18 protein-coding genes and 1 pseudogene are annotated in these 15,254 nt (G+C 37.8%); 7 read left to right on the top strand and 12 right to left on the bottom strand.

Annotation, left to right across the window (positions count from 1 at the left end):
* Nucleotides 1-42 precede the first annotated feature (42 nt).
* The 5 genes from ANA_RS07395 to ANA_RS07375 form a co-directional block, all read right to left on the bottom strand.
* The gene (locus tag ANA_RS07395; protein ID WP_015079439.1) at nucleotides 43-855 is read right to left on the bottom strand and encodes an SGNH/GDSL hydrolase family protein; all 813 of its coding nucleotides are present in this window, start codon (nucleotides 853-855) and stop codon (nucleotides 43-45) included.
* Nucleotides 856-1,135: 280 nt separating this feature from the next.
* Nucleotides 1,136-2,551 (bottom strand): ammonium transporter, encoded by a 1,416-nt coding sequence (locus ANA_RS07390; RefSeq protein ID WP_015079438.1) that lies wholly within the window; start codon nucleotides 2,549-2,551, stop codon nucleotides 1,136-1,138.
* A 285-nt stretch (nucleotides 2,552-2,836) separates the two neighbouring features.
* Nucleotides 2,837-2,983 carry a type II toxin-antitoxin system Phd/YefM family antitoxin gene (locus tag ANA_RS27445; protein ID WP_235081971.1) on the bottom strand — a complete coding sequence of 49 codons (147 nt, stop codon included), beginning with the start codon at nucleotides 2,981-2,983 and terminating at the stop codon, nucleotides 2,837-2,839.
* Between the two features lie 225 nt (nucleotides 2,984-3,208).
* Nucleotides 3,209-4,042, bottom strand: coding sequence for an ImmA/IrrE family metallo-endopeptidase (locus tag ANA_RS07380; RefSeq protein ID WP_015079436.1), 834 nt, complete (start codon nucleotides 4,040-4,042; stop codon nucleotides 3,209-3,211).
* Nucleotides 4,043-4,070: 28 nt separating this feature from the next.
* Complete coding sequence (locus ANA_RS07375; protein WP_041457810.1) at nucleotides 4,071-4,472, bottom strand: helix-turn-helix domain-containing protein; 402 nt, start codon at nucleotides 4,470-4,472, stop codon at nucleotides 4,071-4,073.
* 176 nt (nucleotides 4,473-4,648) lie between these two features.
* Here ANA_RS07375 and ANA_RS07370 point away from each other — a divergent pair, with 176 nt between their 5' ends.
* Entirely contained in the window at nucleotides 4,649-4,903 is a 255-nt protein-coding gene (locus ANA_RS07370; protein WP_041457809.1) for a hypothetical protein, read from the top strand.
* 103 nt (nucleotides 4,904-5,006) lie between these two features.
* Here ANA_RS07370 and ANA_RS07365 read toward each other — a convergent pair.
* Nucleotides 5,007-5,357, bottom strand: a pseudogene (locus ANA_RS07365) (ferredoxin:protochlorophyllide reductase (ATP-dependent) subunit B); the annotation flags it as partial.
* Between the two features lie 884 nt (nucleotides 5,358-6,241).
* On the opposite strand from ANA_RS07365, the gene ANA_RS07360 reads away from it, so the two are divergent.
* The 5 genes from ANA_RS07360 to ANA_RS07340 all read left to right on the top strand — a co-directional run bounded on the left by ANA_RS07360 (nucleotide 6,242) and on the right by ANA_RS07340 (nucleotide 10,869).
* Nucleotides 6,242-6,886 carry a COP23 domain-containing protein gene (locus ANA_RS07360; RefSeq protein WP_015079433.1) on the top strand — a complete coding sequence of 215 codons (645 nt, stop codon included), beginning with the start codon at nucleotides 6,242-6,244 and terminating at the stop codon, nucleotides 6,884-6,886.
* A gap of 156 nt (nucleotides 6,887-7,042) precedes the next feature.
* Entirely contained in the window at nucleotides 7,043-7,840 is a 798-nt protein-coding gene (locus tag ANA_RS07355) for a S1 family peptidase (protein ID WP_148279031.1), read from the top strand.
* A gap of 22 nt (nucleotides 7,841-7,862) precedes the next feature.
* Nucleotides 7,863-8,867, top strand: a complete 1,005-nt coding sequence (locus ANA_RS07350) for a S1 family peptidase (RefSeq protein ID WP_015079431.1) — start codon at nucleotides 7,863-7,865, stop codon at nucleotides 8,865-8,867.
* Between the two features lie 96 nt (nucleotides 8,868-8,963).
* Nucleotides 8,964-10,319, top strand: coding sequence for a UDP-N-acetylmuramoyl-tripeptide--D-alanyl-D-alanine ligase (gene murF / locus ANA_RS07345; protein WP_015079430.1), 1,356 nt, complete (start codon nucleotides 8,964-8,966; stop codon nucleotides 10,317-10,319).
* Between the two features lie 367 nt (nucleotides 10,320-10,686).
* The gene (locus tag ANA_RS07340; protein WP_015079429.1) at nucleotides 10,687-10,869 is read left to right on the top strand and encodes a hypothetical protein; all 183 of its coding nucleotides are present in this window, start codon (nucleotides 10,687-10,689) and stop codon (nucleotides 10,867-10,869) included.
* Between the two features lie 181 nt (nucleotides 10,870-11,050).
* On the opposite strand, the gene ANA_RS07335 is transcribed toward ANA_RS07340, so the two are convergent.
* On the bottom strand, nucleotides 11,051-11,380 hold the full coding sequence (locus ANA_RS07335) for a hypothetical protein (protein ID WP_015079428.1): 330 nt from the start codon (nucleotides 11,378-11,380) through the stop codon (nucleotides 11,051-11,053).
* A gap of 207 nt (nucleotides 11,381-11,587) precedes the next feature.
* Nucleotides 11,588-11,989: a fasciclin domain-containing protein gene (locus ANA_RS07330; protein ID WP_015079427.1), complete on the bottom strand. Its 402-nt coding sequence runs from the start codon at nucleotides 11,987-11,989 to the stop codon at nucleotides 11,588-11,590.
* Nucleotides 11,990-12,109: 120 nt separating this feature from the next.
* On the opposite strand from ANA_RS07330, the gene ANA_RS07325 reads away from it, so the two are divergent.
* Entirely contained in the window at nucleotides 12,110-13,048 is a 939-nt protein-coding gene (locus tag ANA_RS07325; protein WP_015079426.1) for a putative 2-dehydropantoate 2-reductase, read from the top strand.
* 136 nt (nucleotides 13,049-13,184) lie between these two features.
* On the opposite strand, the gene ANA_RS07320 is transcribed toward ANA_RS07325, so the two are convergent.
* From ANA_RS07320 to ANA_RS07305, 4 genes are all read right to left on the bottom strand, one after another.
* On the bottom strand, nucleotides 13,185-13,742 hold the full coding sequence (locus ANA_RS07320; RefSeq protein ID WP_015079425.1) for a CBS domain-containing protein: 558 nt from the start codon (nucleotides 13,740-13,742) through the stop codon (nucleotides 13,185-13,187).
* 166 nt (nucleotides 13,743-13,908) lie between these two features.
* Entirely contained in the window at nucleotides 13,909-14,364 is a 456-nt protein-coding gene (locus ANA_RS07315; RefSeq protein WP_015079424.1) for a CBS domain-containing protein, read from the bottom strand.
* Nucleotides 14,365-14,366: 2 nt separating this feature from the next.
* Complete coding sequence (locus tag ANA_RS28460; RefSeq protein WP_015079423.1) at nucleotides 14,367-14,720, bottom strand: hypothetical protein; 354 nt, start codon at nucleotides 14,718-14,720, stop codon at nucleotides 14,367-14,369.
* A 12-nt stretch (nucleotides 14,721-14,732) separates the two neighbouring features.
* Entirely contained in the window at nucleotides 14,733-15,092 is a 360-nt protein-coding gene (locus ANA_RS07305; RefSeq protein ID WP_015079422.1) for a thioredoxin family protein, read from the bottom strand.
* Nucleotides 15,093-15,254: the final 162 nt, after the last annotated feature.

Genomic DNA, 15,254 nt, shown 5'->3' with positions numbered 1-15,254 from the left:
ATTTTCTCGCGCTTGGAGCCGATTTAGATAGAAATTTTGGATTTATATCCTATTTGTTGACTTTACCTTTTGTGGTTGAGGAAGTTGGGGTGTTAGTTGTTGGTTAGTATACATTTGCAAAGCAGTCCGCCAAACTAGATAACCAGGGGGACTCAGATGTAAACCGTCGGTGGTAAAATTTGAACGAAGATTACCTTGTTGATCGGTGAATAGGGGATGTAAATTGAGATATCTCGCGCCTTTTTTAGTAGCGATGTTATTCAGTTCCTGATTTAATTTGCGAATTCGAGAATTGGGAATAGCTAGGAGTTTTTCTTTTCCTTCCCAAGTTGTCCCCCCCGCACCATGTGGCAAAATTGACTGAATGACAATTTCTGCTTGGGGGTGTTTTCTGCGTAGATAGCTGATAATTTGGCGATAATTAGTGAGAATTTCCTGATCCTCTAGCCCGCGAATTAGATCATTAATACCTACCATCACCAAAATCATATCTGGTTGGGTGCGGTCAAAGAAATCTAATCTTTGTAACAGTCCATTGCTAACTTCCCCGGAAATTCCTTGATTTAGCCAATTTCTATCTTCCGGTAATAATTCTGGTGGAAACCATAAACTCAGAGAATCTCCCGCTAGTATGGTTAACCGTTGGGGATTTTTGTCAGCGGTTATTTTAGCTTCTTGCTTGAGCATATCCAACCATTGGGGATAACTGAGTTGATGACGGGAGCCTAACTCTGGTGGTACATATTGATTTTTCCAGTTAAGGTTAACTGGTTCTGGGGGATTTGGGATAGCTGTCGTTGCTACCACAGGGGTTATTTTTTGCTGTCGCCAAATCAATAAAATGACCGCTAACATTAGGATAAGGTTAGTTAACAGTGACAAGAATCCCCAAGCAGGAAAGGTTTTTACACGGTTAAACACGACTGATAAAAATGACCAATATTAAACTTCATTGTAAATCTGGTAAGAGAGATACACAAATAAAAAATCTGCCAAAATTTCTGGTGGAGTTTTCTAATTGGTAATTGAGATCAAGATTATAGGATTAACGGCTCAGAATCTAGTTTCTTTGAGAAAATGCGGTTTATTTCTGAATGTAGAGACGTTATAGGTAACGTCTCTACATTATGTATATCTATTTGTTAGAAATTCGATCTGCAAACTCGGAGTTATAACCTTCTTCTCCGTGTTCGTTAATATCCAAACCTTGATCTTCAGTTTGATCCGGAACTCGTAAACCAATTGTAGCCGCAATAATTTTGAGAATGATCCAAGTCCCGACAGCCGCAATGATATAGGCTAGGGCGATCGCTCCTAATTCTACAAATAATTCACCGAAGTTACCACGCAATACCCCATCTTTACCGCCGCTATTAACTTCGGTTGTCGCCAAAATAGCTGTTAAAATTGCGCCAATCGTCCCACCAACACCATGAACGAAATAGGTATCTAAGGCATCATCAATCCGCAATTTGTGCTTGAAACTGACAGCATAGAAGCAGAAGAAGGCGGTAATAAAACCGATGAGAATTGCTCCTAGAGGTGTGACAAATCCGGCGGCTGGGGTGATCCCAACTAAACCAGCTACCGCACCTGTGGCCGCGCCTACTGCGGTGGGTTTTCCCCGTAATGTGGCTTCTAAAATTAACCACATTAATCCCCCAGCGGCGGCTGATGTATTGGTAGCAACAAAGGCAACTGTAGCTACTGTTCCTGCGGATAAGGCGCTACCAGCATTAAAACCGAACCAGCCAAACCAAAGTAAGCCAGCACCTAACAAAATAAAGGGGACGTTATGGGGCGGGCTAAGACGATCTGGATAGTTTTTTCTGGGGCCGAGAACAATTGCTGCTACCAATGCTGACACACCGGAACTAATATGCACTACTGTCCCACCAGCAAAGTCTAGAGCGCCGATGCCGCCATATAAACTTAAAAATCCTCCTTTTGCCCAAACCATGTGTGCCAGGGGTGTGTAGATGAAAGTTGACCAGAGCAGGACAAATAAGCAATAGGCGCGGAAACTCATCCGTTCGGCGATCGCTCCTGAAATTAAGGCTGGGGTAATAATTGCAAACATGGCTTGATAGATCATGAATGCTTGATGGGGAATTGTTCCAGCATAGGAATTCATATCAGCGTAGGCTGGATCTGCGGCTTTGAGGGCATCTTCATAGCCCATGTGGGGTAAATAGCCTTGAGTTTCTAAACCCACATTTCCAAGTATCCAATTCCAACCACCGATGATGGAGTTACCTGGTGCAAATGAAAGGCTATAACCCCAGAGAATCCAGGTGACTCCGACAATGCCCATCAACACAAAACTCATCATCAATGTGTTGAGGATATTGTGCGATCGCACAAACCCACCATAAAAGAAGGCTAATCCCGGTGTCATTAGCAATACTAAGGCTGATGAAATTAGCATAAATGCTGTATCACCTGAATTAGGAGGGGGTGCAGCAGCGGCTTCTGCAAGGGCATTTCCTGTTAATAACCCTACCAACAGAAATAGGGTTAAACACCCAATAATGACTACTTTTTTGAACATTTATTTTCGCTCCTCTGTGTCTACAATATTAGTCTTAATTAAATATAATTCGTATTATTTGCTACTTCTTTCTGTCTTTAAAGTTACTTAATGTTTAATTTTTCAGTAATTTTCACAAAAATCTGATTTATCTAACTTAAAATTTACACTAAGGTTCATTTTATTATGCAATATTTACATTTCGTTGATACTTTGCGGTTTTAAAGTTCTGGTTTCTGCTCTTTCTAAAGCAGTTAGAAGACGCGCTGCATTTTGAGATGAGCGCAGTAAATGAGTTGTTTCTAATCAACTTTCTAATTCGTCAACAGCAATAGGGGGGAGGTTTTCACCATCAGGTTGGGTAATAATCATTACTTCTCTATCTGCAACTACTTGAGCGCAGATTTCAGCTAGGTTATTACGAGCATCTGTTAGGTTTGTTTGGTTGGACATGGTGGGATTTTTCCTCATGCTGTAGCTGATATTTTTTAATATTATCAGTTAGCTTTCTAACCCGTCTGGGAATTAATTCCCAGACTCATAGCCGAAGTCCGTTAAAACGGACTCAATGATTAATTATTTTAGTCGTCTTGAGACGACTTTTGCTATTAGCCTCAGAATTCATTCTGAGGCGGTTTCTTCTAGTGACAAAGATAATCTAAAAAATGTATTTAATTCCTAGAACAGCGAAAGTTGCTTTACGTCATTTGAGCAGTGATGTGGGTAAGCATCTAAAAATAAAGCCACAATCCTATTACAATTAGAGTTTGCGGCGGCAACTACTTTACTTTTCCACTTTCTTTTACCTCCTTTAAATGGTATATATGCCTCAAAACGTTCCTCTTCAAGAGGTTTATATTTATCTGTAATTAGAGGATGATTACTCTCAAGTTTAAAACCCGACCCAACCGGATATTTTTTGCGTTTTTCGCCGTGAGCAATACTGTAGAGAATCCTACCCGTTTTGTCTATCACTAATCCATGAACATTTGTATTTTCAGAATAAACAAGTCTCGCCAAAGAAGCTTGAGCAGAAGCCCCTGTACGTTCCATGAACTCTAATACTGTAAGAGGTGAATAACCATTTTTATTTTTTACTTTTTTCAGTATTGGTGTTGGTATCAAAAGAGTTGCTGCGGCTTGATCACAAAAATCATCTTCGATCTTTTGACGAGTCTCTAAATTTTGAAGTGTGTGTTCCCTAAGATATACAGCAAGATCACCCGCTTGAATATTATCAATTTCAGCCATATCAAAAAGATGATGGCTCAATTCATGCCAGATAGTAAACTTAAATCGGTTAGGCGCAACAGTTTCATCAATTAGAATTAAGCGTTCACCTGTTGTCGGGTGCTTAATTGCTTGATTGCTGTCTCCCTTGCGAACTCGAATACCAAGACTCTTTGCAAGAGCTTCAGGATCACAAGTATATTCATGTTTAGAATGAAAGCTCTCTACATATTTCAAAAAAGCACGCCTGATATCTTCTAAATCTGGGTCTCTGTCTATCATACATCTATCTCAAAACGACGTAACATTTCTAATATAACGCCCTCCTTATATCTAAAAAAATCATCAACCAGTCCTCTGTATTTTCAGGGTATTGCCCTCTGAGGCGAATATTACAAAGCATTTTTTGCCAATCCTGTTGATTTAGTTCGGTATACTTATCTTTGTATTCGTTTATGAAGTTTTGCAAGCTTTCAGGTTGATCTTGTTTGGGGGATGACTCCCTACCTACATCAACCGTTAACTCTTCCAAACTTAAACCCAATACTTTTGCTAACCTTTCTAAAACATCAACAGTGGGGTTGGCTTCATCATGTTCAATCTTAGAAAGATATGCAACAGAGATTTCTGCCATACGAGCGACTGAACGCATGGATAGGTTCTGTTCTTTCCTAATTAGGTGTAGTCTCTGACCCAAGGTTTTAGTAGACATAACTTAGCAGATAGGTTTTCTAGCATAATTTTACAGTATATATGTACTATATACTATTTCTTTTCCTGGTAGTAAACAAAAGAAACTTTTTGTTTACTAGAGATTGACACAGCTAAAAGTATGTGTAAAACTATAGTAAGTCAAATTTATCAAAAAATTTACTGTGAGTGAACAATATGAAAAACAAGCAAACGGAACTCAATCTGAGATGTTCTAAATTTCCAGTTGAAGTAGACTGCAAACTAGAAAGAGTAATAGAGCTAACACACGCTAAAGCTACAGACATCAGCAAAGCAAGAAAGAACGGTAGTCATACTTATGAGATTAATGTCTCAAACGGATCTTGGATTATTCACAGCAAACGAGAACACGGTATCCACTACTATTATGATGTTTGGTTTCGTCCAATGACTTTATTAAAGCCCGCTTAAAAATTTTAAATAGATATTCTGAAAGTATTTTTATTAACAAAATTAAGGGCTAAAGATAATCAATGAATCCTTACCCCTTAATCTTCTCAACCAACCATCAAACCTACGCCCCTACAGATTCCTTAGCTGCATACAAAACCTCAGCCGAGATATCCTTAAACCCACGTTCACGGGCAAACTTTTCGGTATTTCGCTTCACTTTCCCGCGCACAAAACCAGGAATCTTATTCAATTCTGCTTGTCCATCTTTTGTCCAATTCAAACCAGACTCCGCAGAAATTCCTTTGGTAATTACTTCCTTTGTATCGTGTCCACCAAAGATTTCTAAAAGGTGATCTTCCATTCCCAAAGTGAAGGAATTGTAGATTAAATCCGTGATTTGATTTGTGCCTTCATAACCCATAAATGGTTTGTAACCAATGGGGAAATTCTGAACGTGAATTGGTGCTGCAATCTTAACAAAGCTTTACGCAGAAATTTCACTACTTTCAATAACTATGGTTTTCAACATAGACATGGTATAATTACAATTATTATTGATAGCAAACAATACTGTGTTAACCCCCATCCTGGTTTAACTGCGGGAAGCTACCAATATAATCGGACTTATGGTAAACTCAGACTCTTAACTTCGCTGCAATGCCATCCTCCGCGAAAAAGAGGCTAGTAATTATCTAAGTTATAAATCAATCTGTTGCCTCTGTGTATTAAAATATTGATGCAGTATTTTCTCTGGAAAAGTTGTACCCAAAAACTTCGTTTCTACATTTGTAAGATTTAGGATTAAACTGTCAGTAACCCAGCCCTAAAGGGACTGGGCTTGCAAGAGTAATCAAGCAAGCCGTGCTGACCAGACCACCCTGAGCATAGTCGAAGGGTAGCCGTTATTTGAGTCACGACACCCCGGAATGCGTAGCCCCTTCGGGGTTCAGCAGTCGCTCATGGGGGAAACCCCCAAGACCGCGCTGCTTCACTAGTTCCCTGCTCTGTCATTTGCAATTAAACAGTTTTAAGGTCACTGAAACAGTGTTGCAAGTCTAAAAAGCTCTTATAACTGGTCTAAGCTAACATTACCCCAGAAATGGGAGGCTCTTTGGAGCAAAACATTCATTATGCGTACAGAGTTGGGAATTTTGAATCGGTAATTGTCCCGTTGAAAGTACATTACAAAAGTACACCGAATTTACCAACTCCAAGGCGGTAATGAAAAAATATTCAAGGCGGTTAAAACCGCTCGTGCCGTGGCTGGTGAGCCATGTCGATAGCGTAGCGTGGCGTTAGCCATACCATCCCTCTCAGGGCTAAAGCCGCTGAGTTTCCCACTTACCGGATATTCTTATGAAATTTCCATTAGCTGCCCCCGTATTAATTGCAACTTTAACTCTATCTAGTGGTTTAGGATTAACGTCCACAGTCCAAGCCAAGCCTCCTGTAGATAATTCAGTCAATAATGTACCCGTTGATAATGCAGGGGTTAGTGATTCAGCGGTCAATGGTACTAAATTTAGTTGCGTTGCGGAAAATAATGGTAACGTGGCTACAATTGGTCAACGTCCCGGTGGACAGCCAATTCCTTTAATTATTTGGACTAAAAAGGGTGCTGATGCTTTTGGTGGCAAATATAGTCCACAAAAACGTTGCGGTATCGTCACACCAAAATTGAATAAAGCTGTAGCTGACAGTGGTGGTAGGTTAAAAGATGTCGTTTTAATGACTGGCAAGGTTAATGGTAGTACCGTAATCTGTGTAGTCTCGATGACAGATAGTGGTTGTAATAAAAACAATGTTCTGCTGACGCTGAAACCGGAAAATGCTGAAAAAGCAGAAGAAATTCTGTCCCAAATCGTGAAAATTAGCCGTGAAGGTTCGAGCGCGACTGCAATTTTAGAAACAACTGACAATCGGGTTCAAGTAAATTTAGGAGATTGGGAAAAAGCAACTATGGGTAATGCAAATCGTAAATCTGCAACTCCAAAATTTTAGTTGATTATTTTGTCAGGGTTTAGCGAAAAATACTGAACCCTGATTCCTACTTATTTTTTTGTCATTTTTTATCAATTTTCGGAAAATTATTGCATGATCAATCATATTTTTTTCTTATATAAAAAATCTTTTTTAGGATTACTCCTGACTATATTTATGAGTAAGTTTGTTCTGGACTCAAATGCTCAAGCTGTAACTTTATCTGAGCAAGATTTGAGAAATTCAGTCCAGACAATCAATGTCAATGCCTCAGAAATTGCCAAACAAGTAACTGTCAGAATTATCACTAAGTTTGGTTCTGGATCAGGAGTAATTATTAAGCGTTATGGGCAAACTTATCTAGCACTAACAAATCATCATGTAGTGGCAGATAACCCTAAAAATGGCTATCAAGTCATGACGGTTGATGGTAAGCTGTATTCAGCACGGGATAGGACTCAAGTTAAAATTGCGACCTTGGACTTGGCATTGGTAGAATTTACTAGCCAACAAAACTATCAAGTAGTAGAATTGCAGAAATTACCAAAAATACTAGAGGGAGAAAAAGTATATGCAGCAGGGTTTCCGGCCTGGAATTTTATCCGAGAAGGAAACAAAATTACCAGATTTGAAGAAACTCGTAATTGGGGAATTAGAGCTTTTCATTTAACAACGGGAAAGATCGAAATGCAACTTGCGAAAACACTTCCTGGAGGTTACCAAGTTGGTTATACTAATGATGTTAGGCAAGGGATGAGCGGTGGACCACTTTTAAATCAAAAAGGAGAATTAATAGCAATTAATGGCTTATTAAAGTATCCCTTCCAGGGGATTAAGGCTTTTACTGATGGTTCTGTACCTAATCAACAAATTTATGCAAAAATAGACTCTTTAAGTTGGGCTATTCCTATTACTAAAGTCATTGATTTTATGGAGACACAAAATCTAGTTGAGCAAAATTTACATAATTACTGAAAAAAAATCAAAAATATTGAATATGCTTTTAATAACTAATCAATTAACTAGGGTGTTTTTGGGGATATCGGCAATAACAGCAATGGCTATGACTATTCCAGCATTAGCTAACAGTGTACCTCAAGGAATCGCCGAAAATGTCAGAGAATCTATAGTCCAAATCAATAGCAAAGATAATGGTTCTCCTGGAGGTTCAGGAGTGATTATTGACGAAGAAAATAATATTTACACTGTATTAACTGCCAATCATGTTGTTTGTAGTGCCATAAAACGACCAGGGAAGATTAATTGCTCTCAAGATATCAATTACTCAATTCGTACCTACACAGGGAAAGAGTATGTTATGAAAAATCGTCAAGTTTTACAGACAGATCAAAATGGAGTTGATTTAGCAATTATTACATTTCAAGCTCCAGACTCAGAATATTATCGTCCTGTTGTTATTGAAGATAAGCCATTGGAAATTGGTACAGACATTTTTGTTGCTGGTTTTCCAGCCGTATTTGGCAGAAAAGGTGCAGATAGAGAATTTGCTTTTACAGGAGGGAGAATTGTTTTTAATCAGAATCTCCGAAATGGCTATAGTTTGGTTTATGATGCCAATACTTTGACTGGTAATAGTGGAGGAGGTGTATTTGATATTAATGGCAATCTTGTAGCCATTCACGGACTTGCAGATGCTACTAAATCGGGATTTAATGCCGGCATTCCTATTAAAACTTATTTGCAGTTAACCAAAGGGAAAGTTATCTCAAGTGACACGGAGACAATCCCCCAATCTGAGCCAGCAAAAATCTCCTCCAATGACCGAAATTTGCAGATTATTCAAAATTTCGGATACAATCCTACAGCTTGTGAACCTGGGAGACAAGTAGTATCAATTATGTTTGGCAATAAAGAATACTGTGTTGAGCCTAGACCTCCTTTAACTGGTCTAAAATACCGATATAATTCGACTACTAATCAATTAGAGCTTTTCGATGCACCAAAATCTAATGACCCTAATAACCCTAATATAGGTTTATAAGGAAAATGCCGCCAAGGTGGAGATTTTAAATTTTATTGAAAATGACACAAAAAATGTTAATGTAAATAGCTTTAAAATACCCTGTCATTTATCAATATGTCAGTCTCTATGACTATCTCTCAACTGCTTGAAGAACTTCAAGCTGAATCGGTGAATGTATCTGCGTCTACCTTAACTCAGTTGGGGATGGGGATACAAACAGATACTCGCATTTTGCAACCGGGTGAAGTCTTTTTGGCTTTGCGAGGAGAAAAGTTTGATGGACATGATTTTGTCGCGACAGCGATCGCTAAAGGGGCTATAGTTGCCATAGTTGATCATGCTTACAAAAATCCCGGTTTTCCGGTTTTGCGGGTTAAAGATACTTTAAAGGCATATCAACAAATTGCTAAATGGTGGCGTGAAAGCTTTACTATTCCTGTAATTGGCATCACAGGTTCAGTAGGGAAAACCACAACTAAAGAATTAATTTCCGCAGTTTTAGCCACAAAAGGAAAAGTTCATAAAACCTACGGGAATTTTAATAATGAAATAGGAGTCTCCAAAACCCTGTTAGAAATGGGTCGAGAAAATGACTTTGCTGTGATTGAAATGGCAATGCGAGGCAGGGGACAAATTGCCGAACTGACAGAAATTGCTAAACCGACAATTGGGGTAATCACCAATGTGGGAACTGCACATATTGAGTTACTTGGTTCAGAAGAAGCCATTGCTGAAGCTAAGTGTGAATTATTAGCAACAATGCCAAATGATAGTATCGCCATTCTTAATCATGATAACCCCCTATTAATGACAACAGCAGCGAAATTTTGGCAGGGTAAAGTTATCAGTTATGGCTTTTCTGGTGGTGATATCCAAGGAGAATTAATTGATAGTGAAACTGTAGAAGTTGCCGGCATCCGTTTACCTTTACCTTTACCTGGTCGTCATAATGCTACCAATTTTTTAGCAGCTTTAGCAGTAGCTCAGGTATTAGAAATTGATTGGCAATTATTACAATCTGGGGTCATGGTAAATATGCCCACAGGTAGAAGTCAACGCTTCACTTTAGCTAATGATGTGGTGATTTTAGATGAAACCTATAATGCCGCCCCAGAAGCCATGTTAGCGGCTTTGCAGTTGTTAGCAGACACACCAGGAAAGCGGAAAATTGCGGTTTTAGGGGCAATGAAGGAATTAGGAGAAAGATCCCCAGAACTTCATCAAAAAGTCGGGGAAATGGTCAAAAGTTTGCATCTTGATGGATTATTAGTATTAGTTGATGGTAAAGATGCGGAAATTATGGCTAATAGTGCCGATAATATATCTTGTGAATGTTTCACTAATCATACCGATTTGGTAACAAGATTAAAAACATTTATGCAAACAGGCGATCGCTTATTATTCAAAGCAGCCCATTCTGTGGGATTAGATCGAGTTGTCAACCAATTACGGGCAGAATTCACCAATTAAAAAGAGTTGAAAATTGTATTTTCAATATGTTGTCTATTTGCTATAGTTTAGACAAAACAAACTTAATTAAGTCGGTATTTTCTCAAAAATATCATCCACAAGAAAATTACATCTTTTGTAGAGATGTTGCATGAAACATCTCTACCATATAGCAAAAAACAATCTAAAATGTCGTTTAACGAATGAAAATAAACCATTAATTGTTATCAATAGCGAGACAAAAATATTTCAATAAAGTCTTATCCATTGAGATCAAAGCCTTGAATTTATGGATTATTTTTGGAAGAATCAAAAGTAAGGTTAGTCAATATCAAGTCTAATCTCATTTGTTTGATATCAAGACAATATATAATAAGGAGGAATTATCATGGCTAATATCCAAATATCTGCACTACTTCCTATCGGTTATGATTTATTTAATGATCCCGCTAGTTTTCTCAATGAACTAGCTAATGAGGAAGTACAAAATGTTATTGGTGGAGGTTATGGTGGTTATGGTAGAGGTTATGGTGGTTATAAGAACTGTTGCTGCTGGGGTTGCTGCTGTTAGTTAATTCACAGCTATTACGAATAGTCAAAATAGTAATTTTTATTTTTTATTACTATTTTGACTATTAAATTGTATTTGATCAAGACGAGATATCAAGGAGGAATTATCATGACTAATATCCAAATATCTCCACTACTTCCTGTAGGTTATAGCAATCGTGAAATTCTGACTTCTGTTGTAATTACTTACCAAAAGAAAACAATTGTGGAGAATTTTTTCGCCACATAATTACCAAAAGATTAGTTAATAAACAGGTAATTGCTAGGGATAACAAAATATAAGTTGGTGGCATAACTACACCAATCATGAACCAAGTGTAAACGTGCAGAAGCATGATACTAGCAAACAGACAAGCAAATCCAACAGATATCCACACCTGAAGCATGGGACGATTTAGGAAGGTGAGGACAATTGTGAATAAGGTTGTCAGGATATTAGCTGGAACAAGAAAGGCACAAATGCCTATACAGTTGTTGCGGGAAAATTCGATTAAGGTGTTGAAATCTAACATTAATTTTTGGGGATAATTGTAGGTTCTTATTATTAAGTTTTATTATCAATAATATCATTAATAAAATCATAGTACCTTAAAAGTGAGTAATTACGCCATTTATGTAACAATTTTTAAAGAATTAGCCTTGGCAACTAAATTTATTAATGATAGAGACGCTGTCAGAAACGTCTCTACAATGTCTCCCAGATGAAAAACTCTCTCCGATTAACCCATCAAAATCACAGTATCAATAACGTGAATCACGCCATTATCAGCATCAATATCTGCTGCTAAAACTGTGGCATTTTTTACCTCAAAACCATCATCACAATTAATTTTAATAGGAGAACCTTCCACAGAAGTTACAGTACCAAGTTTTGCTAAATCAGCCTTTGTTAACTTACCAGGCACGACGTGATAGGTTAAAATCCTTGCTAACTGAGGAATATTTTGTAATAAAGTTGTAATCGTGCCTGGGGGTAACTTAGCAAAAGCGTCGTCAGTTGGTGCAAATACGGTGAATGGACCAGGACTTTTTAATGTTTCCACTAACCCAGCAGCTTGGACAGCCGCCACTAAAGTTTTAAACGCATCATTACTAACTGCAATATCAACAATATCAGGCATTGACTTTACCTCTCATCTACCAAAGGTTCTAAAAAATAGTAAATCATGTTTAAGTTTTATTAATGACAATTCTGGTAAAATATATTCTGATGATTTTCTGAATATTTTTTTATACATAAAATGGATAAACGCACTTATGCAATATTGGGAACCGGCGCATTAGGTGGATTTTATGGTGCAAAACTGCAAAAATCCGGTTTAGAAGTTCATTATCTACTCAAAAGTGATTATCAACAGGTAAGCGAACAAGGTTTAATTATTGAGTCTAAAGACGGTGACTTTACCCTTTCTCAAGTTAATGCCTATAACAATGTAGACAAGATGCCACAGTGTGATGTGGTTATAGTATCACTAAAAACTACCCAAAATCAACTTTTACCAGATTTATTACCGCCAATAGTTAAAGATGACGGGGTAGTATTGGTATTACAAAATGGATTGGGTATAGAAGCAGAAGTTGCGGAAATTGTGAATAATGTCCACGTTATTGGGGGTTTATGTTTTCTCTGTTCTAATAAAGTTGCACCAGGACATATTCATCATTTAGATTATGGACAAATTACATTAGGTGAATATACATCTAATTATCAATCAATTGGCATTACTAAAAAAATGCGAGAAATTGCCGCAGATTTTGAAAATGCCGGTATATCAATAGAACTATTAGAAGATTTACTATTAGGACGTTGGAAAAAGTTAGTTTGGAATATTCCCTATAATGGCTTATCTGTGATTCTTGATGGGAGAACCGATGAATTAATGACAGATATATATACTCGTCAGTTAGTAGAAAGTTTGATGTGGGAAGTAGTTATAGGGGCAAAAAGTACGGGCAGAATTATTCCTGAAAGTTTCGTTCAAACCATGTTAGATTACACCGTGAAAATGAAACCTTACCGCACCAGCATGAAAATTGATTTTGATGAAAAACGTCCTTTAGAATTAGAAGCAATTTTTGGTAATCCATTAAGAAAAGCAGAATTAGCAGGTGTAAATTTGCAGCAAATTCGTTGTTTATATCAACAATTGAAGTTTTTGGATATGAGAAATAGAAGTTAAATCTAAATCCTGACTCATCCTATCCAAAAAATGGACAAATAAACTATCCCCATAGGTGTTATTTAAAGGGACAAAGGCAAGAAAAAACCTTTACCCCTATGAGAATTTTGGGCAAATCAGGCAAGGCAAATAATATTTATTCGACAACATTCTCCTTCACTAATCTTTGGTCAGATGCTACTGCCAGAAGTTCTTCCACAATATCCCAAGCTGCTGCACATTCACGAGAAGAATCGCCCTTAGTTGCACAAATTGTTCTCGCTTCTTCCCGTGCAACTTCTATTTCGTCCTCAATAAAGATGCGTTTTGGATTTTCAAACAAATCACTTTTTCTGAGGATATCGGTAATTGAGATGATTCCTAACAGCTTACCTTTAATTACGGGAGCGCGACGAATACGGGTATTGGCAAACAAGCGAGCTACATACTCCACACCAAGCTCAGGATTGACGACAATACAAGGCTTAGTCATAATTTCATAAACTCGCACTTGTTTGGAGTCTTTACCGTGAGCAGCAACTTTATAGACAATATCAGTTTCACTGACCATGCCATAGGGGTCATTTTCTGTACGAGGTTCCACAATTAAAGATCGCAAACCTTTATATTTCATCAAATCCACAGCTTCCGCTACGGTTGCTGAACCACGAATTGTGACAACTTCTGTGGTCATTATGTCTTCAGCTTTCATCATCGGTTTATAAGTTCCTATCAATAGTTGGATTGAAAATTGCCTTGGGTAACTTGTGAAATGAAATGTAATAAATTTGCAAAGATCAAGTTTTATCTTTTTTCAATTTGCCCATTATTCTTGGGTAAATTAGTATGATTAACTGAGCCAAAACGATGAATTCTTGGATTTAATCTTCGTAAATTCTGGCTTCTAAAGCATTGGGAAATTCTTGACAATACATCTCAAAATAGCTTTTTGGGTTTTCCACAAAGTCACTTTTTCTGAGGATATCGGTAATTGAGATGATTCCTAATAGCTTACCTTTAATTACAGGGGCGCGACGGATGCCTGTATTGGCAAATAAGCGGGCTACATACTCCACACCAAGTTCAGGATTGACGACAATACAAGGCTTGGTCATAATTTCATAAACTCGCACTTGTTTGGAGTCTTTACCATAAGCACCAACTTTATAAACAATATCAGTTTCAGTGATCATGCCATAGGGGTCATTTTCTGTGCGAGGTTCGACAATTAAAGATCGCAAATGGCGTTCTTTCATCAGTGCTACGGCTTCGGCTACGGTTGCTGAACCACGGATTGTGACAACTTCTGTGGTCATTATGTCTTCAGCTTTGATCATGGTTAAAATCCTGAAAGTAATGGGTATGAGTCTGTGGGACTTTGATTGGGTAAATGTCTAAATATGGAGCAGATGGAAATAGATTCACTCATTTCTAAGATTTGCTGCTCAGACACTTTTGGAGAAAGATTAGATGTAGTTAATGGTTGAAAATTACTTGGTATTCCGGGTGCGTAAGCTTCAATGACACTTCCATCCAGAGAGCGCATTACCATCAGGTAGTCACAAACTGGACACTCTGTACGGATAATTTGATTCATCAAAGAATGCTTGTGAGCTAGTTTTCCATCAGTTAAAAACTGACGTTTTGCTTCACTACCGCAATTAGGACATGGAAATATATACGCTCTCTGCATGGAGAAACCCCCTCAAGAAGGTGAAAGTATTTTGTTTAAAGCTGTGGTGAATTTCTCATAGGGAACTACCCCAACAACTATTTCTGATAATTCGCCATGATTGAAAAACATAACTGCGGGAATACTGCGAATACCGTACTTTTTAGCAATGCTTTGATTTTCGCCATCACCAACATCTAATTTGACTACTTTTGCCTGATCTTTGTATTCTTGGGCCAGTTGATCCATTAAAGGAGCAACCATCCTACAAGGTCCGCACCAAGTTGCGGTGCAGTCCATGACAAACAACTCTTTCGCCTCTAAGAGCGATTCAAAGTCTGATTTTTGGATATATTGAACAAGAGTTTCATTCGGACTTTCAGAAGTAGCCATAGGTTTCTCCAGTAAAAATTAAAATTGGTGATTATGTGGTTGGGAAATGGAAAATTGTCAAGGATAAGATGGAATGTCCATAAGTTAAGTTATTTGTTGAGGTAAAGCCAATCTCAGAAGTGCTATAACCCTGATGCCATAGAAATTTCAATCTTTTGATTT

The sequence above is a fragment of the Anabaena sp. 90 genome, assembly GCF_000312705.1.
Lineage (GTDB): Bacteria > Cyanobacteriota > Cyanobacteriia > Cyanobacteriales > Nostocaceae > Dolichospermum > Dolichospermum lemmermannii.
Note: the sequence above shows the minus strand (reverse complement) of the source record. Positions and strands in the feature narration are given on the sequence as shown.